Origin of the sequence: Streptococcus parasanguinis, assembly GCF_001074805.1 — a bacterium.
GTDB classification, from domain to species: domain Bacteria; phylum Bacillota; class Bacilli; order Lactobacillales; family Streptococcaceae; genus Streptococcus; species Streptococcus parasanguinis_A.
The window spans coordinates 52,579-73,230 of sequence record NZ_JUPI01000016.1; the positions used below are offsets into that span (position 1 = coordinate 52,579).

Genomic DNA, 20,652 nt, shown 5'->3' on the forward strand with positions numbered 1-20,652 from the left:
TTCAATAAAGAGGAAGTTATGTGGTACCAGAAAGAATTTAAGGAACTAGAACTGAAAGAGTTTTACGAGATCGTTCAGCTGCGATTAGAGACCTTTGTCGTGGAACAAACTAGGATCTACAATGATCTCGATGATGTTGATTATCGATCTATCCACCTTTTTCATCAAAATAGGGAAGGACGTGTGGATGCCTATGCTCGCATATTCGAAACGGGGTTGACGATTCATTTTGGCCGAGTGGCTGTTGCCAAAGGCAGTCGTGGTCAAGGACTAGGAGAGGCTATGGTAGAGCGAATTTTGAACCTGTGTGAACAGAGATTTCCTGGACGGACCATTGAAATTGAGGCTCAAGAGCAGGTGGTCGGCTTGTATGAAAAGTTAGGTTTTCAAACGGTGAGCGAGCCCTTTATCTTGGCTTCTACCCCTCACGTAAAAATGATCTATCAGAAATAAAGAATCCTTTCATCTCATAATCGAGGTGAAAGGATTATTTTTGGAAAAAGATACCAAAGAAAAAAGTAAGGCAAATTGGCCTTACTTAGTAATTGGAAAGGAAATTTCAATTAGTTTATCGGAGTAGAGGGTTTTAATAGCGGATTGGTCAATGATTTGAAGATCAATCTTACGTTTTAAAAAGAACTCACGAATTTTTTCTACTTCAGTTTCACGAATAGCTCGGTGTTTGTTACTGATCAATAATTCATAGTGGGTTGGGGCTTGTGTAAAAATAACATCAGTATTGCCCGCGGAATAAACCTCGACAAGCAAGGCGTCAGTGCTGGCAAGTTGGCTCTTGACCAGTGCAGCATGACTATTGGTGGTATTAATGAGCTTCATATGAGTTCCTCCTGACCTCTATCTTCATTTATTATAGCACTTTTTTTTATTTTGTGAAAGAAGTCCTTTAGTTTTTATGGGCAATTTTCCACTGTTCAATGCCCCATTTATGACTGCCACGTTTGAGTTTTTCAATCGCTTCCTCTACTGGGAACCAAGAGAGATTGTTAAAATCTTCCAGTGGTTTTTGAGTTTCTGTGTAGTCGACGACTTCATAAATATAGGCAGGATTGTAGTAGTAGGTATCCCGGTGGCTAGAATAAAAATACTCGTCTGCTTGGCCATAGTATTGCCCTAAAATAGCGGTAAAGCCTAATTCTTCGATCAGTTCCCGTTTCAGAGCTTGCAAGTGATCTTCACCCGCCTCGATTTCCCCGCCAGGTAAGAACCAAGCCCCATTTGGAGCTTGAACGAGGATGATCTGATCCTGGTCCTTATTGGGAATAACAGCGTAGACACCGTATCGGTTCACATACGCAACATCTTGTTTCTTTTCACCAAAACTTGGAATGGTCATGGTTTTCTCTTTTCTTATTTTTTCATCATTATATCATATTTTTTAGCAAAAATCTGGAGGAAAAAAAGAAAGAGACTGGATTTTCCAGTCTCTGAATGTACATTTACTGATTATGATTCCGAAGTCTGTTCAACTGGTTTGTGAGCAGACTTGATAGAGATTTTCCCATTGCTGGTCAAGACGGCTTTGAGTTGTTTTTCACTTGGATGTTCCAGGTAATAATCGGTAATAGCATCTTCGATATGGTCTTGGATAGTACGACGGAGTGGGCGGGCCCCCATTTTTGGATCGTATCCCAGATCGACCAATTTTTCTTTCACCTTCTCTGTCACGTCCAGATGAATCTCATTTTGTGCGAGACGTTGATTGACTTCATCGAGCATGAGGGTAACGATTTGAAGCAGGTTTTCTTTTGATAGAGGTTGGAATTCAATGATGCCATCAAAACGGTTCATGAATTCGGGGCTAAAGAAGTTACCGAGTTCTCCAAGTACAGAGTTGGTGCGTCCTTCTCGAGCTGCTCCAAAACCAACATTGGCCTCAGCTTTGCCGGTTCCAGCATTAGAGGTCATGATGATAATGGTATCTTTAAAGCTGACAGTGCGGCCTTGACCATCTGTCAGACGGCCATCATCCAAGACTTGCAGGAACATGTGCATGACGTCTGGATGGGCTTTTTCAACTTCATCCAACAAAACGAGAGAGTATGGATTGCGGCGGACCTTTTCAGTTAGTTGTCCAGCTTCATCGTAGCCCACATAGCCCGGAGGAGCTCCGACTAGTTTCGCTACGCTGTGTTTTTCCATGTATTCGCTCATATCAAAGCGGATCATATTGTCTGCAGAACCAAAGAGTTCAATCGCCAATTGTTTAGACAATTCGGTCTTCCCGACACCGGTTGGTCCGACAAAAAGGAAGCTTCCGATTGGACGATTTGGCGATCCTAGGCCGACACGATTGCGTCGAATGGCTTTCGCAATTTTATCCACTGCATCATCTTGACCGATCACATGGGCTTTCAAATCAGAAGCCAGATTGATCAATTGAGACTGTTCCTTTTCTTTCAAATCACCAACAGGAATATTGGTCTTTTGTTCAACGATGTGCTCAATGGTTTTTTCGCTGATGACAGGAGTCTCCTGATCTGTGACATGTTGTCCTTGCATTTCCTTGTATTTCGCGATTTGGTCACGGAAGTAGGCTGCTTTTTCAAAGTCTTCTTCGCGGGTTGCTTGAGCTTTGAGGTTTTCAGCTTCAATCAAGCGCTGATCGATAACTTTTGGATCTACAAAGTTCAGAGTCAGGTTCATTTTAGACCCGGCTTCATCCAACAAATCAATGGCCTTGTCTGGCAGGAAGCGATCTTGGATGTAGCGGTTTGAAAGAATAGCTGCCGCTTCGATGGCCCCGTCTGTATAGTGAACGTGGTGGTAGTCTTCGTATTTTTTCTGGATGCCTTTGAGGATGGTGATGGTTTCTTCAACCGTGGGCTCATCGACCTTAACGGGTTGCATCCGACGTTCCAAGGCCGCATCTTTTTCAATGATGCGGTATTCATTGAGGGTAGTAGCACCGACCAATTGGAGTTCACCGCGCGCCAAGGCTGGTTTGAGGATATTTCCAGCGTCCATATTGCCTTCGCCAGCAGATCCTGCGCCAACAATTTCATGGATTTCGTCGATGAAAAGAATCACATCTTCACGTTGACGAATTTCATCCATTAATTTTTGCATGCGTTCTTCGAATTGACCACGAATACCTGTGCCTTGAACGAGATTGACGACGTCTAGGCGGATGACTTCTTTTCCTTGCAATTTATGAGGAACGTCTCCATCGACGATTTTTTGGGCCAAGCCTTCCACAACGGCAGTTTTTCCGACCCCAGGTTCTCCGATCAGAACCGGATTGTTCTTGGTTCGACGGTTGAGAATTTCGATGACACGGATAATTTCTTCATCACGGCCGATAACAGGGTCAATATCCCCTTTGCGGGCAATTTCTGTGACATTGATACCGAATTCTTCTAATAGTCCTTTAGGCTTTTGAGGGCGAGCTTGGCGTGGGTCTTGACTGCCGCTACGGTTATTGTTTTGGCCGTAACCGCCACCTCCATAACTGCCTCCAGATTGAGTTGGAGGTGTTTGAGGTTCTTGTGGACTTTGGAAGTTTCCAAGGTTATTGAAGAAATCTTCGAAAGGGTCTCCAGTCAGTTGACTCCGTTGGGTCATGCCTTTCAAGAAGCTGTTATTTGGGTCTGTTTTCATAATTTTATAGCAATTTTGACAGAGGTCTACTTGTTGCTGACGTCCATTTACATTTGTATATAAATGGATGGTTGATTCATTTATTTTACAATTTTGACAAAGCATATACATACCTCACAGTAGGGTTTTGATGGTCTTCCATCAAGAGAATAGCCTATTTTTAAAAGGTCAAAAATAGTCAAAGATTTATAGTTTCATTATATCAGTATTCTAGAAGTTTGCAAGAATTTGCTACGAAATGTCGCTTAGGAATACTGAAGAAAGCAAATCAATGGAAAAATGTGAATTTTTATTGGAAGAGCTTTCTCTTTTATGATAAAATAGGAGAGTAGAAAGTAAAGAGGAGAAATAAAATGGAATCACATTTAGTACGGATTATCAACCGTTTGGAGACGATGACAAAAGACGGTGGAAACTTAAAACGTAATTTTGAACGTGACGGTGTTGTTGTCGCTGAAGTAGCCTACAACCACAATGAAGAAGAAGGTTCAACCTTTACACTTCGTGATGTTGAAGCGCGTGAAACCTATACTTTTGACAGCATTGATTTAATTGCAATGGAAATTTATGAATTGCTTTACTAAGCAACTGAGTGGATGAGTTTGGGGTGGTCTCAAGCTCATTTTTTGTCCATCTGGCTATAGTTTGCGTCTATAAGAAATTCTAAATAGGAACAGTTAGGTTTGAGACTTGAAATCTGCTATAATAGAGAGGACTATTTTCATTACTTGACTAGAAAGAGAATTGACATGACGACAATCATTGATGGGAAGGCGCTCGCTACTAAATTACAGGGTGAGATTGCAGAGAAAACAGTACGATTAAAAGAAGAGACAGGGGTTGTACCTGGCCTTGTTGTAATCGTAGTAGGAGATAATCCAGCCAGCAAGATTTATGTAAGAAATAAAGAGCGTTCTGCTATTGCGGCAGGCTTTCGCAGTGAAGTAAGACAACTTCCTGAAAGTATCAGCCAAGATGAATTATTAGAAGTGATCGAACACTACAATCAAAATCCTCTTTGGCATGGAATCTTAGTGCAGTTGCCACTGCCTAAGCATATCGATGCGGATGCGGTTCTTTTAGCGATTGATCCGACCAAGGATGTGGATGGCTTTCATCCATTGAATATGGGCCGTTTATGGGCTGGAAATCCTATTATGGTGCCATCGACGCCTGCTGGGATCATGGAGATGTTCAAAGAGTACGGGATTGATCTAGAAGGGAAGCGTGCAGTCGTGATTGGTCGTTCCAATATCGTTGGAAAACCGATGGCGCAGTTGCTCCTCGCCAAAAATGCCACGGTAACCTTGACCCATTCCCGGACCCATCATCTGCCTAAAATCGCTAAAAGAGCAGATATCCTGGTTGTGGCGATCGGTCGTGCAAAATTTGTGACAGCAGACTTCGTGAAAGAAGGCGCAGTTGTCATTGACGTCGGGATGAATCGCGATGAGAATGGCAAATTGTGTGGGGATGTCGATTTTGACTCTGTTGCCCCTTTGGCCAGTCATATTACTCCGGTACCAGGAGGGGTTGGTCCTATGACCGTTACCATGCTGATGGAGCAGACCTACGAAGCAGCTGTTCGTACCTTAAAAAAATGAAAGTGTGAGCGAGATGAAGTTTGTCTTTGATTTAGATGGAACCTTGTCATTCGATGGTGTTACAATCGATGATGAAATTAAACAGGTCTTATTGAGAGCAGAAGAATTTGGTCATGAAGTCGCCTTTGCTTCTGCACGTTCTTATCGGGATTGCTTAGGCCTTTTAGGGGAGCAACTGAGCCATCAACTCGTGATTGGCTTAAATGGCGGGCTAGCTTATCGTCAGGGGCAACTGGTTTATGAGGATCAATTGGACAAGGATGTGTATCGAGAAGTCCTTGGTTTTTGTCGCCATTACAATCTACCATTTTTTGTGGACGATACCTTTGATTATAGTGGTCAGATTTTGGAAAAGATTCCTTTTATTGCGAATGTGGATCCCCTCAAAAAAGCTCAGTATCGTTCTTTAGAGGACCTGACGGACCCGATTAAGGTTGTGATCTATATGGGGGCCCATGAGGAATTGGTAGATGAGATCATCGAGCGAATTGAAAAGACCAATAAGACCCACATTCGTTATCATGCTCATGAAAAATGTATCTATCTCAATCCAGCAAACACTCATAAAGCGACAACAGTCGAAGAACTCTGTGGAGAAAATTTCGTGGCTTTTGGTAATGATCAAAACGATATTGAGCTCTTTGAAAAAGCTCTTTATGCAGTTCAAATTGGCGATTTTCCATCCCTTCGGCCTTACGCTGATGATCAATTAGTGGCCAAGCAAAATCATCCACAAGCTGTTGCTGCTAAGATCTTGCAAGTCTTCGCAGAATTTAGAGGAAAATAAAAGAAGGAGGGGGAGTCGTGTCTTCTCCTTTTTCGCTAGAAATGAGGAAAGTATGAAAAGAGTTCAGAAAGAAGAGATCCAGCGCGTCATTGTAAAGCGCCCAATGACGTCATATAAGGGAGATTTTGGTCGTCTGCTCCTGATTGGAGGAACCTATCCCTATGGGGGAGCTATCATTATGGCAGCGATCGCTGCGGTTCACAGTGGAGCGGGCTTGGTCACTGTTGCAACAGATCCTGACAATCTGACGGCCCTTCATAGCCATCTTCCTGAAGCCATGGGCTTTGATCTAGCGGATCATGAACTCCTTTGTGAGCAAGTGCAAAAAGCTAGCGTGATTTTAGTAGGGCCGGGCTTAAAGGAATCTAATGAAAACCAAGGAGTTTTACAAATAATTTTTGAGCAGGTCTCTAGGCATCAGGTTCTGATTTTAGATGGAGGTGCTATTAGTCTTTTTGCAACCTCTCAATTTGACTTGCCAGAAGCTCAGTTGGTCTTTACCCCTCATCAAAAAGAATGGGAAAAACTATCGGGACTTGATCTAGCAAGCCAGACAGAAGAGAGGAGCCAAAGAGCAGTACAGAACTTTCCTGAAGGGACTGTCATAGTAGAAAAGGGGCCTCACACGCGCATATGGTCAAGTGGGAAGGAAGAGGGCTATCAGCTAGATGTTGGAGGTCCTTACCAGGCAACAGGTGGCATGGGAGATACCTTGGCAGGGATGATTGCGGGGTTTGCAGGTCAATTTCCACAGGTCAGTCTCTATGAGCGCGTGGCAGTCGCGACCTACCTTCATTCAGCTATTGCTGAAGACTTGAGCAAGGAGGCTTATGTTGTTTTACCGACAAGCATTAGCAAAGAAATTCCCAAATGGATGAAGAAGTGGAGTGACAATTTAAACGAAAATGTTGAAAATGAAACGTTTTCATGATAGTATTTAAGAAAAGGAGGTGAAAAAATGAATGAGCAAAAAAAATCGATTACCATGAAAGATGTTGCAGCAGAAGCTGGAGTTAGTGTTGGGACAGTCTCTCGTGTCATCAATAATGAAAAAGGCATTAAAGAGGTGACCTTAAAAAAAGTTCAACAAGCAATTGAAAAACTTTCTTATGTCCCAGATGAATATGCGAGAGGATTAAAAACGAATCGTAGTAATATTATTGCTTTACTCATTCCAACTATATGGCATCCTTTCTTTTCTGAATTTGCTTATCATGTTGAAAAAGCACTATTAAAAAATCAATATAAATTATTAATTTGTAATGCGGATAAAGATTCTAAAAATGAGATAGAATACATAAAATTACTTGAGAAAAATAAAGTAGATGGGATTATAGGGATCACCTATTCAGATATTGATAAGTATGTCTCATCAAATTTACCTTTTGTCAGTATTGACCGTCATTTTTCTGAAAATGTCTATTACGTAACTTCTGAAAATTTTCATGGTGGTCAACTAGCTTGTCGCGAATTAGTCAAACGCGATTGTCAAAATCTAGCTTACATTAGTGGTGTGAACAAACATTTGAATGAAACAACGGAACGGGGGAGAGGTTTCAAAGCGGAGGCTAAACAGAAAAATACGAACCTTTATTGTCTTGAAATGCCGGAACCACTGAATCAAGTAGAAGAGCAAATAAGAACCTTTTTTGAAAAGCATCCTCAGATTGATGGGATTTTCACAGTAAATGATTTTATGGCCCTTCGTGTGATAAAAGTTTTAGGGGAGATGGGAAAAATTCCTATAGAAGATTATCAGATTATTGGTTTTGATGGATTAAGACCAGCTTTTGATCAACCTTACTTACTTTCTACAATTGTTCAACAAATAGCTCAGATGGCTCAAGCAGCAGTTGAACTATTGCTTAAATTAATTCGTGAAGAAAAAATAGACCAGAATGTCATAAGTTTACCGGTACATTTTTTTGAAGGAAACACAACAAAAAAATTATAAAAAGTGCTTGACAAATTATGAAAGCGCTGTTATAATTTAGTCATAAAATGAAACGTTTCAAAAAAACTCAGCTATTTTAGTTTGAGTTAAAAAATTAATAAAAAATGAAACGTTTCAAAAAGGAGGACGCTATGCGTAAAGGTATTAAGTTATCTGTAGTTGCAGCACTATCATTAGGATTGCTTGCAGGATGTGGTGGGGGATCAAAATCCAAAACTGCAAGTTCTTCGGACGAAATAAAAGTCTGGGTTCAATTCTCAGATGAAACAGCTGAGGGAAAAGCTTGGCAACAAGTTGTTGATAATTTCAACAAGTCAAAGAAAACCAAATACAAGGTTGTGACAGAATATATTCCACGTAGTGGTAGCGGTGGAGGATATGAAGATAAGGTCAACGCTGCTGTTACGACAAATAGTTTACCAGATGTTATTACGCTAGATGGACCAAATACTGCTGCCTATGCAAAATCAAAAGTGATTGCTCCCTTGGATGATTATCTAAAGGACAATGACATGGATGATGTACTGGACAGTATTAAACAACAGGGAACTTATGATGGTAAATTCTATGCGTTTGGTTTTTCTGAATCAAATGTAGGTGTATACTATAACAAGAAGATGTTTAAGGAAGCTGGGATTGATGAAGCGAGTTTGCCAACCCTTGAAAAACCATGGACATGGTCTGAGTTTAATGCTATTGCTAAGAAATTAAAAGATCATTTTAATAAACCAGCAATCGATTTCCGTTTGAATTCAAATGATGAGATGTTACCATATGCTTATATGCCTCTTATTTGGTCAAATGGTGGTTCTGTTGTAAATTCTAAAGGAACAAAAGCTGAAGGTTACTTCAATAGTAAGGAAAGTGTTGAAGCTGTTCAATTTATTCAAAATCTAGTAAAAGAGGATTACACTACAGTTAGTCCTGTTGAAAAAGGATTTGAAACAGGTGAGTATCCGATGGTTCTAAGCGGGTCTTGGACGATTGGGGATCTACAAACAAATTACAAAGATATTGATTTTGGTATTCTTCCTTATCCAGTTTCAGATAAAACGAAGAAATTGGTCTCACCTTCAGGTAGTTGGCAATTAGCTGTTACAACAAAATCTGATAAAAAAGAAGCTGCTGCTGAATTTGTTAAGTTTGCAACAAATACAGAATCTAGTGAAATTATAAGCTTGGGGAACAGTGTTCTTCCAATCAGAAAATCAACAATTAAAAATATTAAGGATAAAGTATCTGAACCATTGCGCTTCTTGATGGAACAAAATGCTGTATCAGCCCATCCTCGTCCTGTTGTAGTAGCTTATCCACAAGTTTCACGCGCTTTCCAACAAGCGATGCAAGATATCAGCTATTATAAAGATAATCCAGATGTACAAAAAGTATTAGATGCTCGTACGAAAGAAATGCAAACAGCAATCGACCAATCTTTAAATAAATAGTTGATATTCAAAAGGTGGAAGGAAAGTTATGAAATGTACCTTCCACCTTATTTTATTTAATGATTTCATCTTAGGAGACGAACAATGAGCGAAACAAAGAAAGTCGAAACAAAAAAGAAAGAACGTCTTAAAGAAAATATTATGGGCTATAGCTTTTTAGCTCCAGCCTTAGTATTACTTTTTATCTTTTTGGTGATACCTGTTGGTATGGTCATCTATTATGCCTTTACAGATTATTACCTATTGACCCCAGAGGACAGAAAATTTGTAGGGTTACAAAATTTCATGCGCTTAGCACAAGATCCGATCTTTATAAAAAGCTTCCTGAATACCTTGAAATTTGTTGTTTGGATTATTCCAGTACAACTTGGGGCAGCCCTTGGTATGGCTTTAATCGTAAATAAGAAACGTAAAGGAAACATGTTCTTTAAGGTAGCATTCTTTGCTCCTGTTGTGATGTCTCTCGTGGTTATCTCTATCCTTTGGCTATACTTGTTAAATCCAAATAATGGTTTGCTTAATGCCCTACTGAATAAAATTGGTATTTCTTCACAACCATTCTTGACAAGTCCAAAACAGGCCATGTATGCAATTGTATTTGTTTCTGCATGGCAAGGTGCAGGCTATCAAATGTTGTTATTCCTTGGAGGAATGCAAAATATTCCACAAGATGTTTATGAGGCAGCAGAGTTGGATGGATTTTCAAAATGGGCTCAATTCAGATACATCACAATGCCTTTATTGAAACCAACTGCCTTATTTGTACTCTTGACGACATTGATTTCAGCATTTAAATTGATTGTGCAACCAATGGTCATGACTCAAGGTGGACCACTAAACTCAACAATTACAATGGTATATTATATTTACCAACAAGGTTTCACAGACCGTCTCGTTGGTTATTCAAGTTCTATTGCCTTAGTATTTACAACATTGATTGGTATGATCAGTCTTGTACAACGGCGAGTTTTGAAGGAGGACGATTAGGATGAAACGTTTAAAACCGACTTCTATTTTAGAATATATTTTATTAATTCTATTAGCAGGCCTCTTTCTATTTCCTATGATCTGGATGGTGGTTTCAGCAATGAAGCCAGAAGCAGATGTGTATAAGAATTTAACAAGTTGGAAAGCTTTCTTACCTAGTTTTAATCCAGCTGATTGGTTTAAACCTTACCAAGAAGTTCTTTCACGTTTTAGTATTCTAACATACTTAGGGAACAGTATTTTTTATGCAGGAACATTTGCACTGGGGTCTATTATAGTAAATGCCTTAGCGGGATTTGCATTTGCAAAAATTAATTTTACAGGTAAAAAAATTCTATTTGGCTTTTTATTGGCATTGTTAATCATTCCGATTGAAACAGTGTTGATTCCTCAATTTACAATTATTAATTCCCTTGGCTTAGTCAATAATCGTTTAGCGGTTATTATCCCTGGATTAGCTAGTGTCTTTAATATCTATCTTTTCCGAAACTTCTTTATTGCCATTCCAGAAGAAATTATCGAATCTGCAAAAATAGATGGTGCAAGTATCCTGCGGATCTTTTTCAAGATTATGTTGCCGATGTCGAAACCAGCAGTTGCAACAGTCGGTGTTCTTTCCTTTATTTCTAGTTGGAATGATTATATCTGGCCGTTGATGGTGTTAACAGATTCTTCAAAATTTTCAATGCAGGTAGCGATTACAACCATTAATACAACTCAACCAGTTTATATCAATCAAGTAATGGCTGTTTTGACAATTTCTACAATTCCACTTATTCTAGTATATATCGTAGCACAAAAATATATTATTCAAGGTTTAGGTGGGTCTGGAACAGGTATTAAGTAGGTGATAAGGATGAAGGAAACTATTCGAAAAGCGAATCAGTATATCGATGAAAACAGGGAGAAGGTTGACCAGCAATATAGAGGATCCTTTCACTTACTACCTCCAATTGGCTGGATGAACGATCCTAATGGCTTTGTTTATTTCCGCGGAGAATACCATTTGTTTTACCAATTCTATCCCTATGATAGTGTTTGGGGGCCCATGCATTGGGGACATGCCAAATCAAAAGATCTTCTCCATTGGGAAGAACTGCCAGTAGCATTAGCGCCAAGTGAAAGCTATGATAAGGATGGCTGCTTCTCGGGTAGTGCTATCGTGAAAGACGACAAGCTCTACTTGCTGTATACGGGTCATGTAGACGATGAGGAAAAGCGCGAAGAAACTCAGTGTCTTGCGGTATCGACGGATGGCATTACCTTTGAAAAAATCCCCACTAATCCAGTGATTCATGTGCAGCATATTGATGGTATCGCAGATATTGCTGATTTTCGTGATCCCAAAGTCTTTGAATACAAAGGAAGCTATTATACTGTAGTTGCTTCCAAAACAGTAGATGATCGAGGGCAAATTCTCTTGTTTGCGTCAAGTAATCTAGAGGACTGGAGCTTTAAATCAGTCTTACTGGAAGGTGAAAAAGGGCAAGGTATCATGTGGGAATGTCCGGATTTCTTCCCCTTAGATGGTAAATGGGTCTTGATTCTGTCTCCCATTGAAATGGAAAGACAGCAAGAAAAATACTGGAATTTAAATTCGACTGTTGCCTTTATCGGTGACATGAATTGGGAAACGGGTCAGTTTGTTGTCGATTCATATGATGAAATTGATGGTGGCTTGGACTTCTATGCTCCTCAAACTTGTCAAGGACCAAATGGCGAACGATACATGGTTGCTTGGATGCAAATGTGGCAACGTTCCATCCCTAGTCATGACTTAGGTCATGGTTGGGCAGGAAGCATGACGGTTCCTAGAAAATTAGGTTTGAGAGACGGAAGATTGGTTCAGGAATTACCTGAGTCTGTGAAAGATCACTTCCTTGTAGAGAATGCGTCAGAAACCATTGTGAAGGGCAATCAAATCACGATCCCAGCTAGAGGGAAACAAACCTTGTTTGAGATAGGTGCTAAATCAGGTCGCTCCTTTATCCTAAGCTATGGGAATGAATCTTATGCTGATAGTGCCTTGCAATTGATTTACGATGCCTCCAATAAACGCTTTAGCTTGAGTCGAGACCAATTTGGACACCTCATTTCTGGAAAAGAAAGCCCAGAAATTCAATCAAGATGGATTCAGTTGGATGGTGAAAAGGATCTTCATTTCTCGATTCTTCGAGATACCAACTCAATTGAAGTATTCGTGGATGGTAAAACTCTATCAATGACCTTTTATGAAACGACTGAGAACCCTGTCTATACCTTCAAAGCAGATGAAGGGGTCGATTTAGTTGTAAAAACATATCAAAAATAGGTATACAACAATCTCCTAAAGAACAAAAAGACAAGTCGCAGGACTTGTCTTTTTGTTTTAGGATAGGACGGAAGCGAGGAGTCCTCCGAGAATGAGGATGATAGCCCCGCTCAGTCGGTTAGCCATTTGGGCGAAGGCGATCATTTCCATGCGATCAGATGCAGAGAGAACGGAGATATATCCAGTTCCTCCCATAGAGTTAATGAAGGGAACTCCAAACACTTCTTAGCTCCTTTATTGAACGATTAGAGAAGTGTGAAAAATAAGGAAGCTGGTTTAAAAAAGACCAGTAGAAAGTGACTTGAATAAAATGAGGATTGTGGAGAAAGGAAATTCATGATTTCGCTTTGTCTGCCAGCCTTTTTTGGTGTTTTTTGGTATAATTAAACTTGATCATATTCTGCAGAAAGGAGTTCCTATGTCCAACTATTTATCCGTATCCAGTCTGACCAAATACCTCAAGTTAAAATTTGATAAGGACCCCTATCTGGAGCGGGTCTATTTGACGGGTCAGGTTTCGAATTTTCGGAAGCGTCCTAATCACCAGTATTTCTCTCTAAAGGATGAAAAGGCTGTGATTCAGGCGACTGTTTGGGCTGGGATCTATAAGAGTTTTGGCTTTGAGCTAGAAGAAGGCATGAAAATCAACGTCATTGGACGGATTCAGCTTTATGAACCAAGTGGGAGTTATTCCATTGTCATCGAAAAGGCGGAGCCAGATGGAGTGGGGGCCTTGGCCATCCAGTTTGAGCAACTCAAGAAAAAGTTGACCGAAGAAGGGCTCTTTCAGGATCGGTGGAAACAAGCTCTGCCACAGTTTCCAAGAAAAATCGGGGTTATTACCAGTCAAAGTGGGGCCGTGATTCGCGATATTATCACGACAGTGAGCCGACGCTTCCCTGGTGTAGAGATTGTGCTCTACCCGACCAAGGTCCAGGGAGAAGGGGCTGCAAGTGAGGTGGTTGCTAATATCCAGAAGGCCAATGCTCGGACGGACCTAGATGTCTTGATCATCGGTCGTGGGGGTGGTTCGATTGAAGACCTCTGGGCCTTTAATGAAGAGCCGGTTGTGCGGGCTATTTTTGAGTCTAGAATTCCCATTATTTCCAGTGTGGGACATGAGACAGACACGACTCTAGCAGATTTTGTAGCGGACCGACGAGCCGCTACTCCGACAGCAGCAGCTGAATTAGCCACTCCGGTGACGAAATTGGATCTCTTGTCGCATATACAAAAGCAGGAGAATCGCATGGCAACAGCCATGTCCAATCGTTTGGCCTATAATCGTGAACGTTTGGCCAAATTAAGTCAATCGGTTATTTTTAGACAGCCCGAGAGACTCTATGATGGCTACCTGCAAAAGATTGACCAGTTGCAATTACGATTGAAACAAGGGATGCGAGAAGTTTATGGACAAGGGGACAATCAGCTGCAAGGACTGCGTCATCGTCTAGAGGCTATGTCTCCTTTGCATCGTATCGAACGTTATCAAGACCGTGTCTTCCAAGATAAGAGACTCTTAACCAGCCGCATGGAACAAGTCCTAAAAGAGCAAAAGATCAAGGTTCAAGGCTTATCAGAAGCCCTCTTGATGCTGGATACTAGTCGGATTATTGCGCGTGGCTATGCCATGGTCAAGCAAGACGATCAGGTCTTGGATTCGGTTTCGAAAGTAAAAGAAGGAGACCCGCTGTCCCTCATCATGAGAGATGGCCAGTTAGAAGTAGAGGTAAAACATGTCGAAAGAAAAGAAATTTGAAGAAAATTTAGCAGATTTGGAAGCCATCGTCCAGAAATTGGAGAGTGGAGATGTAGCTCTTGAAGAAGCTATCTCTGAATTCCAAAAAGGAATGAAGTTGTCAAAAGAATTGCAAGATACCTTGGATCAAGCAGAGAAAACCTTGGTCAAGGTCATGCAAGCAGATGGTACTGAAACGGATCTAGCATGAGACAAGAAGAAAAACGAAATAGAGTAGAACAAGCGATTCGCTCTTTTTATGAGGAAAAATCCATCGCTCCCCATTTAGTGGAGTCGGTCCTTTATTCGATTCAAGCAGGTGGAAAACGCCTGCGCCCAATGCTTCTTCTAGAATTGTTAGAAGTCTTCGGTCAGGAGTTGACAGAAGCCCATTTTCAGGTGGCAGGGGCTTTGGAGATGATCCACACAGGAAGCCTTATTCATGATGATCTACCGGCCATGGACAATGACGATTACCGTCGGGGGCAATTGACCAACCACAAGAAATTTGGAGAAGACTTGGCGATTTTAGCAGGGGATGCGCTTTTTCTCGATCCCTTTGGAATGATAGCTGCCAGTGCCCTTCCTGATGCGGTCAAGGTCTCTTTGATCCTTAAATTGTCGGATGCATCCGGAAGTCGTGGAATGGTAGCTGGCCAAGTCCTTGACATGGAAGGGGAGCATAAACAGCTCACGCTAGCAGAATTGCAGACCATCCATGCCAATAAGACAGGACGACTCCTTGCCTATCCATTCATCGCAGCAGCCTCGATTTTAGAGTTGCAAGCAGACATTGGTCAGCTTCTAGAAACAATTGGGAAAACATTAGGGCTGGCTTTTCAAGTACGGGATGATATTTTGGATTTGGTCGCTGATTTTGAAGCTCTAGGTAAGACTCCTCAAAAGGACTTAGTGGCAGAAAAATCGACTTATCCAGCCCTCTTGGGATTGGAAGAATCAAAAGCTTTGCTTACAAGCGAATTAGACGTTTGCGAGGACTTGTTGGATCAGATTACAGCTGCTTGCGACTTTGATCCACAAGCAATCAAGAAATTAATAGAAGGATTACGAATAGATGGCTAAGGAAAGAGTGGATGTATTAGCCTATAAACAAGGCCTATTTGATACCCGCGAACAAGCCAAAAGAGGGGTGATGGCAGGCCTTGTCGTTGCCGTTATCAATGGTGAGCGCTTTGATAAACCGGGTGAAAAAATTGATGAAGCGACCGAGTTGAAATTAAAGGGTGAAAAGCTCAAGTATGTCAGCCGCGGCGGACTCAAATTAGAAAAAGCCTTGAACCAATTTGGCTTAACTGTAGAGGATAAAATTGCGATTGATATTGGAGCTTCTACAGGTGGGTTTACAGATGTCATGCTGCAAAATGGAGCCAGCCAGGTCTTTTCGGTGGATGTCGGGACCAATCAGTTGGCCTGGAAATTGCGCAATGATCCTCGGGTAGTCTCGATGGAACAGTTCAATTTCCGCTATGCCCAGCCAGATGATTTTGAAGCGACACCGAGCTTTGCGAGTATCGATGTCAGCTTTATTTCCTTGGACTTGATTCTGCCAGCCCTTCATCGGATTTTGGTAGAAAATGGACAAGTCGTAGCGCTGGTCAAACCTCAGTTTGAGGCAGGACGCGATCAGATCGGAAAAAATGGGATCATTAAGGATCCTAAGATTCATTTAGCGGTTCTTGAAAAGGTCGCTACATTTGCAGGAACGCATGGCTTTTCTGTAATGGGAGTAGATTATTCCCCTATCCAAGGAGGCCATGGCAACATCGAATTTTTGATGTATCTAGAAAAAAAAGAAGAGAAAACAAAGCCAACTACAGAGCAGCTGGAGGCTGTTGTGGAGCTGGCACATAAGGAATTTAAACATGAAGAGTAAGAATATCAGATTAGAAAAAATTCGCCGCTTCATTCGCGATCATGAAGTGGGGACCCAAGAAGAGATCGTCGAACATTTGAAAGAAGAAGGCATCTCAGCAACCCAAGCGACGGTATCACGGGATATCAAAGAATTGGGCATTGTAAAACGCCCTCTGAAAGACATGACCTATGTCTATGAATTGCCACGTAAGCACCACCAAGGGATTGGGATGATTGAAAGCAATATCTTGTCTCATCGTCGCATGGGAGAATATGTCAATTTCACCATGGTTCCAGGGACAGCGCCTTTAGTCAAACGTCGTTTGCGGGAGATTTATAAAGATCATATCTTTAGTATTGTCGCAGATGATGATACGATTTTGTTGATTGCTTATTCCGCACCAGAAGCAGAGAATATCCTCAAATCAATCTTTGGGTGGTAAGAGCCTATGCTATTAGAAATTTCGATTAAGAACTTTGCCATTATCGAAGAGATTTCCTTAAATTTTGAAAAGGGAATGACGGTACTGACAGGGGAAACAGGTGCAGGGAAATCCATCATTATCGATGCTATGAACATGATGCTGGGAAGCCGTGCAACGACGGATGTCATTCGCCACGGAGCCCCAAAAGCGGAAATCGAAGGTCTCTTTGCTGTTGAGAGCAATCGCCACTTGACAGCGCTCTTTGAAGAACAAGGATTAGAGTGGACGGATGAATTGATCATCCGCCGAGAGATCCTGCAAAATGGACGAAGTGTCAGCCGGATCAATGGCCAAATGGTGAATTTATCGGTCTTAAAAGCAGTCGGACAACATTTGGTGGACATCCATGGCCAGCATGATCAGGAAGAACTCATGCGCCCCCAATTGCATATCACTATGCTAGATGAATTTGGGGATGCCGCCTTTTTCCAAACCAAAACCGCTTATCGTCAGACCTTTGAAGACTACAAACGCCTGCGTAAACAAGTGGTGGAACTCCAGCGCAACCAGCAGGAAAACAAGGCTCGTATTGAGATGTTGGAGTTTCAGATTGCAGAGATTGAGGCAGCTGCCTTGGAAGTGGAGGAGGATGTGCGTCTGGAGCAAGAGCGCCAACGCCTGCTCAATCACAAGATGATCGCAGATACCCTAACCAATGCCTATACCATGCTGGATGCAGAAGAATTCTCGAGCCTAGCCAATGTTCGCTCAGCCATGAATGATTTGGAAAGTATCGAAGAATACGATCCCAGCTACAAAGAGCTCTCAGGCCAGCTGGCGGAAACCTTCTATGCCCTTGAGGATATTACCAAGCGCTTAGAAGATGTGGTCGATGGTCTGGAGTTTGATGGCAATCGTCTCATGCAGGTGGAGTCTCGTTTGGATTTGATCCACTCCATCACACGAAAGTATGGAGGCCAAGTCAAGGATGTCTTAGAATACCTGGCGCAAATTACTAAAGAATATAGCCTCCTCACCGGAAGTGACCTCTCATCTGAGGAATTAGAAAAAGAACTCAAACGTTTGGAAAAGAATTTGGTATCCTTGGCTCAAGATTTGAGTGATCAGCGGCATGCCTTGGCCCAAGCTTTAGAAAATGAAATCCAGCAAGAATTAGCGGACCTTTACATGGACAAGGCGCGCTTCCAAGTGCGCTTTAGCAAAGCTAAGTTTAATCGTGAAGGAAATGAAGCTGTTGAATTTTACATTTCGACCAACCCAGGTGAGGACTTTAAACCGCTGGTCAAGGTAGCATCCGGCGGAGAATTGTCACGCTTGATGTTGGCCATTAAGTCTGCTTTTTCTCGAAAAGAAGGAAAAACCAGTATCGTCTTTGATGAGGTAGACACAGGAGTTTCTGGGCGCGTGGCCCAAGCGATCGCAGCGAAAATTCATAAGATTGGTCAAAATGGCCAAGTGCTTGCTATTTCGCACCTACCTCAAGTCATCGCAGCAGCGGATTATCAATTCTATATTGAAAAGATCAGTGATGCACACTCTACCGTATCAACTGTGCGCTTGCTCAATAGAGAAGAACGAATCGAAGAAATTGCTAAGATGCTTGCAGGAGAAGATCTAACGGAAGCTGCCCGTCAACAGGCAGAGCAACTTCTCAAGCGTTAAGAGAAAGAAGGTTTATAACCATGTCAACATACTTTGTAGTCGGAGATATTCACGGGAAAGCACAAATGCTAGAAGAGCTCATGACAGAGTGGGACGGAAAAGCTCAATTGGTCTTTTTAGGGGATTTGATAGATCGAGGTGAAAACAGCAAGCGATCGATTGAGATTGTAAAAGACTACGTAGACCATCACGGAGCTGTTTGCCTTTCCGGAAACCACGAGTACATGTTTTTAGCTTGGTTGGACAATCCAGAAGAACGTTATGACCACTACCGAAGAAATGGTGGCGATACGACCATTAATTCTCTATTGGGACGCCCGCTCGATGCTCCTGTAGATGGGGTTGCAGATGCGCAAGCAGTAGAGAGCACTGTTCCTGAATTGGTGTCCTTCATCCGCAGTTTGCCCTTTGACTATGAGACAGAGAGCTATTACTTTGTCCACGCCGGTGTGGATCTAACCCTTGAAAATTGGCGGGAAACCAGTGACTACCAAAAGGTCTGGATCCGAAAACCATTCCATGAAGCGGAGAATCAGACAGGCAAATGGATCGTCTTTGGTCATACACCGGTCTATGGACTGCTCAATGAGCCAGTCGGTACCGAAAATCTTTGGATTTCAGATCAAAAAATGGGTGTCGATGGGGGCGCTGTTTATGGAGGGGTTCTCCATGGGTTGCTCTTGGATGATCAAGGAATTGTCCAAGACCATGTCCTTCACAATACAGGTTTTTCTGCCGCAGATGATTAAGGGAGCCGAACTAGTTATCTTTCACTGCAAAACCCCGTGTTTTTTGATATAATGAAAGCAGAACATTCTAGGAAGAGTATAGGAATATATGGCAAATATTAAAATAGTTACAGACTCATCTATTACAATTGAGCCTGAAGTGGTTGAAGAATATGGCATTACGATTGTGCCGCTTTCTGTTATGGTGGATGGAGTCCTTTATTCTGACAGTGAGTTGGGCCAAGGGGACTTCTTGCGCTTAATGCAGTCTAGCAAAAATCTTCCAAAAACCAGCCAACCACCCGTTGGAGTTTTTGCGGAAATTTATGAAAAGTTAGCAGCAGACGGAGCTCATATCGTTTCGATTCATATGTCTCATGCCTTGTCAGGAACAGTAGAGGCGGCACGTCAAGGAGCAACCTTGTCAGGAGCAGAAGTGACTGTGATTGATAGTGGCTTTACAGATCAAGCCATGAAGTTCCAAGTCGTTGAAGCAGCCAAGTTGGCTAAAGAAGGAGCAGATCTAGACACCGTTTTAGCTCGTATTGAAGAAGTCAAAGAAAAGACAGAGTTGTATATCGGCGTATCTACCTTGGAAAATCTAGTTAAAGGTGGTCGAATTGGCCGTGTTACCGGACTTTTGAGCTCGCTTCTTAACATCCGTGTGGTGATGCAAATGAAGGACCATCAGTTGGAACCAATCGTCAAGGGCCGTGGAAACAAGACCTTTAAGAAATGGTTGGATGAATTGGTAGAGAAACTTTCCCATAATAAGGTGGCTGAGATCGGAATCTCTTATGCAGGAACACCAGAGTGGGCCAATGAAATGAAGGCTCAGTTGCAATCGCTCGTTGAAAAAGCAATCCCTGTTCTCGAAACTGGATCGATTATTCAAACCCATACAGGTGAGAATGCATTTGCAGTTTTGGTACGCTACGAATAAGCTGAATAAATGTTTGAAAAAACAGGTTTAGTACTTGACCTAAAGGCTTTTTTTAGATATTATAGTACTGTTAAGGCGTAAAGCCTAAAAAAATTTGGAGGATTTGTTAAATGGCTAACAAACAAGATTTGATCGCAAAAGTGGCAGAAGCTACAGAATTGACTAAAAAAGATTCAGCAGCAGCTGTTGACGCTGTATTTGCAGCAGTTTCAGAATACCTTTCAAAAGGTGAAAAAGTTCAATTGATCGGTTTCGGTAACTTTGAAGTTCGTGAACGTGCAGCTCGTAAAGGTCGCAACCCACAAACTGGTAAAGAAATCAAAATCGCAGCTTCTAAAGTTCCAGCATTCAAAGCTGGTAAAGCTCTTAAAGAAGCAGTTAAATAATTGCATTTTGAAAAGCCATCCTAGATTTCTAGGATGGTTTTTTTGTTGGACAGCTCTATAGGATAAGGGTATAATAGGAAAAAAGAAAGAGAGAAAAGACCATGCGATTCATTTTAGGCCTCTTTGCCTTGTTGTTTATCCGACCTATTTTGTATCTACTGAAAGGGC

General features: G+C 41.8%; 22 protein-coding genes and 1 pseudogene. 19 read left to right on the top strand and 4 right to left on the bottom strand.

The features are described 5' to 3' along the window. Nucleotides 1-18 precede the first annotated feature (18 nt). Nucleotides 19-453: a GNAT family N-acetyltransferase gene (locus ADI76_RS01430; RefSeq protein WP_049514226.1), complete on the top strand. Its 435-nt coding sequence runs from the start codon at nucleotides 19-21 to the stop codon at nucleotides 451-453. 81 nt (nucleotides 454-534) lie between these two features. Here the strand turns inward: ADI76_RS01430 and ADI76_RS01435 are convergent, their stop codons facing one another. From ADI76_RS01435 to ADI76_RS01445, 3 genes are all read right to left on the bottom strand, one after another. Beyond that, nucleotides 535-837 carry a DUF1827 family protein gene (locus tag ADI76_RS01435; RefSeq protein ID WP_049514228.1) on the bottom strand — a complete coding sequence of 101 codons (303 nt, stop codon included), beginning with the start codon at nucleotides 835-837 and terminating at the stop codon, nucleotides 535-537. Between the two features lie 67 nt (nucleotides 838-904). Further along, nucleotides 905-1,354, bottom strand: coding sequence for an NUDIX hydrolase (locus tag ADI76_RS01440; RefSeq protein WP_049514229.1), 450 nt, complete (start codon nucleotides 1,352-1,354; stop codon nucleotides 905-907). A gap of 110 nt (nucleotides 1,355-1,464) precedes the next feature. Next, entirely contained in the window at nucleotides 1,465-3,723 is a 2,259-nt protein-coding gene (locus tag ADI76_RS01445) for an ATP-dependent Clp protease ATP-binding subunit (RefSeq protein WP_049514231.1), read from the bottom strand. A gap of 248 nt (nucleotides 3,724-3,971) precedes the next feature. On the opposite strand from ADI76_RS01445, the gene ADI76_RS01450 reads away from it, so the two are divergent. From ADI76_RS01450 to ADI76_RS01490, 9 genes are all read left to right on the top strand, one after another. Beyond that, nucleotides 3,972-4,202 carry a DUF1797 family protein gene (locus ADI76_RS01450; RefSeq protein WP_003005989.1) on the top strand — a complete coding sequence of 77 codons (231 nt, stop codon included), beginning with the start codon at nucleotides 3,972-3,974 and terminating at the stop codon, nucleotides 4,200-4,202. 165 nt (nucleotides 4,203-4,367) lie between these two features. After that, nucleotides 4,368-5,222 carry a bifunctional methylenetetrahydrofolate dehydrogenase/methenyltetrahydrofolate cyclohydrolase gene (locus tag ADI76_RS01455; RefSeq protein WP_049514232.1) on the top strand — a complete coding sequence of 285 codons (855 nt, stop codon included), beginning with the start codon at nucleotides 4,368-4,370 and terminating at the stop codon, nucleotides 5,220-5,222. Nucleotides 5,223-5,235: 13 nt separating this feature from the next. Beyond that, a complete protein-coding gene (locus tag ADI76_RS01460; protein WP_049514233.1) occupies nucleotides 5,236-6,009 on the top strand; it encodes an HAD-IIB family hydrolase in 774 nt (257 codons plus the stop codon). Nucleotides 6,010-6,061: 52 nt separating this feature from the next. Continuing rightward, nucleotides 6,062-6,940 (top strand): NAD(P)H-hydrate dehydratase, encoded by an 879-nt coding sequence (locus ADI76_RS01465; protein WP_049514235.1) that lies wholly within the window; start codon nucleotides 6,062-6,064, stop codon nucleotides 6,938-6,940. A gap of 27 nt (nucleotides 6,941-6,967) precedes the next feature. Further along, the gene (locus ADI76_RS01470; RefSeq protein ID WP_049514237.1) at nucleotides 6,968-7,963 is read left to right on the top strand and encodes a LacI family DNA-binding transcriptional regulator; all 996 of its coding nucleotides are present in this window, start codon (nucleotides 6,968-6,970) and stop codon (nucleotides 7,961-7,963) included. 131 nt (nucleotides 7,964-8,094) lie between these two features. Continuing rightward, nucleotides 8,095-9,408, top strand: coding sequence for an ABC transporter substrate-binding protein (locus ADI76_RS01475; protein ID WP_009732412.1), 1,314 nt, complete (start codon nucleotides 8,095-8,097; stop codon nucleotides 9,406-9,408). Nucleotides 9,409-9,492: 84 nt separating this feature from the next. Next, on the top strand, nucleotides 9,493-10,395 hold the full coding sequence (locus ADI76_RS01480) for a carbohydrate ABC transporter permease (protein ID WP_023917471.1): 903 nt from the start codon (nucleotides 9,493-9,495) through the stop codon (nucleotides 10,393-10,395). A 1-nt stretch (nucleotide 10,396) separates the two neighbouring features. Further along, a complete protein-coding gene (locus ADI76_RS01485) occupies nucleotides 10,397-11,242 on the top strand; it encodes a carbohydrate ABC transporter permease (protein WP_023917473.1) in 846 nt (281 codons plus the stop codon). Between the two features lie 9 nt (nucleotides 11,243-11,251). Then, a complete protein-coding gene (locus ADI76_RS01490; protein ID WP_049514239.1) occupies nucleotides 11,252-12,706 on the top strand; it encodes a glycoside hydrolase family 32 protein in 1,455 nt (484 codons plus the stop codon). A gap of 57 nt (nucleotides 12,707-12,763) precedes the next feature. Here the strand turns inward: ADI76_RS01490 and ADI76_RS10820 are convergent. After that, a pseudogene (locus ADI76_RS10820) lies at nucleotides 12,764-12,907 on the bottom strand (2-hydroxycarboxylate transporter family protein); the annotation flags it as partial. A gap of 217 nt (nucleotides 12,908-13,124) precedes the next feature. On the opposite strand from ADI76_RS10820, the gene xseA reads away from it, so the two are divergent. The 9 genes from xseA to ADI76_RS01535 all read left to right on the top strand — a co-directional run bounded on the left by xseA (nucleotide 13,125) and on the right by ADI76_RS01535 (nucleotide 20,484). Continuing rightward, nucleotides 13,125-14,465: an exodeoxyribonuclease VII large subunit gene (gene xseA, locus ADI76_RS01495; RefSeq protein WP_049514242.1), complete on the top strand. Its 1,341-nt coding sequence runs from the start codon at nucleotides 13,125-13,127 to the stop codon at nucleotides 14,463-14,465. After that, complete coding sequence (locus ADI76_RS01500) at nucleotides 14,443-14,655, top strand: exodeoxyribonuclease VII small subunit (protein WP_049514244.1); 213 nt, start codon at nucleotides 14,443-14,445, stop codon at nucleotides 14,653-14,655. Before xseA ends, ADI76_RS01500 begins: the two co-directional genes overlap by 23 nt. Beyond that, a complete protein-coding gene (locus ADI76_RS01505; RefSeq protein WP_049514246.1) occupies nucleotides 14,652-15,527 on the top strand; it encodes a polyprenyl synthetase family protein in 876 nt (291 codons plus the stop codon). Before ADI76_RS01500 ends, ADI76_RS01505 begins: the two co-directional genes overlap by 4 nt. Further along, complete coding sequence (locus ADI76_RS01510; RefSeq protein WP_049514247.1) at nucleotides 15,520-16,338, top strand: TlyA family RNA methyltransferase; 819 nt, start codon at nucleotides 15,520-15,522, stop codon at nucleotides 16,336-16,338. Before ADI76_RS01505 ends, ADI76_RS01510 begins: the two co-directional genes overlap by 8 nt. Next, a complete protein-coding gene (locus ADI76_RS01515) occupies nucleotides 16,328-16,762 on the top strand; it encodes an arginine repressor (protein WP_003012247.1) in 435 nt (144 codons plus the stop codon). Before ADI76_RS01510 ends, ADI76_RS01515 begins: the two co-directional genes overlap by 11 nt. Nucleotides 16,763-16,768: 6 nt before the next feature. Next, a complete protein-coding gene (gene recN, locus ADI76_RS01520) occupies nucleotides 16,769-18,427 on the top strand; it encodes a DNA repair protein RecN (RefSeq protein ID WP_049514249.1) in 1,659 nt (552 codons plus the stop codon). 20 nt (nucleotides 18,428-18,447) lie between these two features. Beyond that, complete coding sequence (locus ADI76_RS01525; RefSeq protein WP_049514250.1) at nucleotides 18,448-19,176, top strand: metallophosphoesterase; 729 nt, start codon at nucleotides 18,448-18,450, stop codon at nucleotides 19,174-19,176. Between the two features lie 88 nt (nucleotides 19,177-19,264). Then, entirely contained in the window at nucleotides 19,265-20,098 is an 834-nt protein-coding gene (locus tag ADI76_RS01530; RefSeq protein WP_049514252.1) for a DegV family protein, read from the top strand. Between the two features lie 110 nt (nucleotides 20,099-20,208). Then, complete coding sequence (locus ADI76_RS01535; RefSeq protein WP_003006038.1) at nucleotides 20,209-20,484, top strand: HU family DNA-binding protein; 276 nt, start codon at nucleotides 20,209-20,211, stop codon at nucleotides 20,482-20,484. Nucleotides 20,485-20,652: the final 168 nt, after the last annotated feature.

Excerpts from the sequence above, each read along its gene's own strand:
- ADI76_RS01430 (WP_049514226.1), top strand. The coding sequence starts at position 19 with ATGTGGTACCAGAAAGAATTTAAGGAACTAGAACTGAAAGAGTTTTAC.
- ADI76_RS01435 (WP_049514228.1), bottom strand. The coding sequence starts at position 837 with ATGAAGCTCATTAATACCACCAATAGTCATGCTGCACTGGTCAAGAGC.
- ADI76_RS01440 (WP_049514229.1), bottom strand. The coding sequence starts at position 1,354 with ATGACCATTCCAAGTTTTGGTGAAAAGAAACAAGATGTTGCGTATGTG.
- ADI76_RS01445 (WP_049514231.1), bottom strand. The coding sequence starts at position 3,723 with ATGCTTTGTCAAAATTGTAAAATAAATGAATCAACCATCCATTTATAT.
- ADI76_RS01450 (WP_003005989.1), top strand. The coding sequence starts at position 3,972 with ATGGAATCACATTTAGTACGGATTATCAACCGTTTGGAGACGATGACA.
- ADI76_RS01455 (WP_049514232.1), top strand. The coding sequence starts at position 4,368 with ATGACGACAATCATTGATGGGAAGGCGCTCGCTACTAAATTACAGGGT.
- ADI76_RS01460 (WP_049514233.1), top strand. The coding sequence starts at position 5,236 with ATGAAGTTTGTCTTTGATTTAGATGGAACCTTGTCATTCGATGGTGTT.
- ADI76_RS01465 (WP_049514235.1), top strand. The coding sequence starts at position 6,062 with ATGAAAAGAGTTCAGAAAGAAGAGATCCAGCGCGTCATTGTAAAGCGC.
- ADI76_RS01470 (WP_049514237.1), top strand. The coding sequence starts at position 6,968 with ATGAATGAGCAAAAAAAATCGATTACCATGAAAGATGTTGCAGCAGAA.
- ADI76_RS01475 (WP_009732412.1), top strand. The coding sequence starts at position 8,095 with ATGCGTAAAGGTATTAAGTTATCTGTAGTTGCAGCACTATCATTAGGA.
- ADI76_RS01480 (WP_023917471.1), top strand. The coding sequence starts at position 9,493 with ATGAGCGAAACAAAGAAAGTCGAAACAAAAAAGAAAGAACGTCTTAAA.
- ADI76_RS01485 (WP_023917473.1), top strand. The coding sequence starts at position 10,397 with ATGAAACGTTTAAAACCGACTTCTATTTTAGAATATATTTTATTAATT.
- ADI76_RS01490 (WP_049514239.1), top strand. The coding sequence starts at position 11,252 with ATGAAGGAAACTATTCGAAAAGCGAATCAGTATATCGATGAAAACAGG.
- xseA (WP_049514242.1), top strand. The coding sequence starts at position 13,125 with ATGTCCAACTATTTATCCGTATCCAGTCTGACCAAATACCTCAAGTTA.
- ADI76_RS01500 (WP_049514244.1), top strand. The coding sequence starts at position 14,443 with ATGTCGAAAGAAAAGAAATTTGAAGAAAATTTAGCAGATTTGGAAGCC.
- ADI76_RS01505 (WP_049514246.1), top strand. The coding sequence starts at position 14,652 with ATGAGACAAGAAGAAAAACGAAATAGAGTAGAACAAGCGATTCGCTCT.
- ADI76_RS01510 (WP_049514247.1), top strand. The coding sequence starts at position 15,520 with ATGGCTAAGGAAAGAGTGGATGTATTAGCCTATAAACAAGGCCTATTT.
- ADI76_RS01515 (WP_003012247.1), top strand. The coding sequence starts at position 16,328 with ATGAAGAGTAAGAATATCAGATTAGAAAAAATTCGCCGCTTCATTCGC.
- recN (WP_049514249.1), top strand. The coding sequence starts at position 16,769 with ATGCTATTAGAAATTTCGATTAAGAACTTTGCCATTATCGAAGAGATT.
- ADI76_RS01525 (WP_049514250.1), top strand. The coding sequence starts at position 18,448 with ATGTCAACATACTTTGTAGTCGGAGATATTCACGGGAAAGCACAAATG.
- ADI76_RS01530 (WP_049514252.1), top strand. The coding sequence starts at position 19,265 with ATGGCAAATATTAAAATAGTTACAGACTCATCTATTACAATTGAGCCT.
- ADI76_RS01535 (WP_003006038.1), top strand. The coding sequence starts at position 20,209 with ATGGCTAACAAACAAGATTTGATCGCAAAAGTGGCAGAAGCTACAGAA.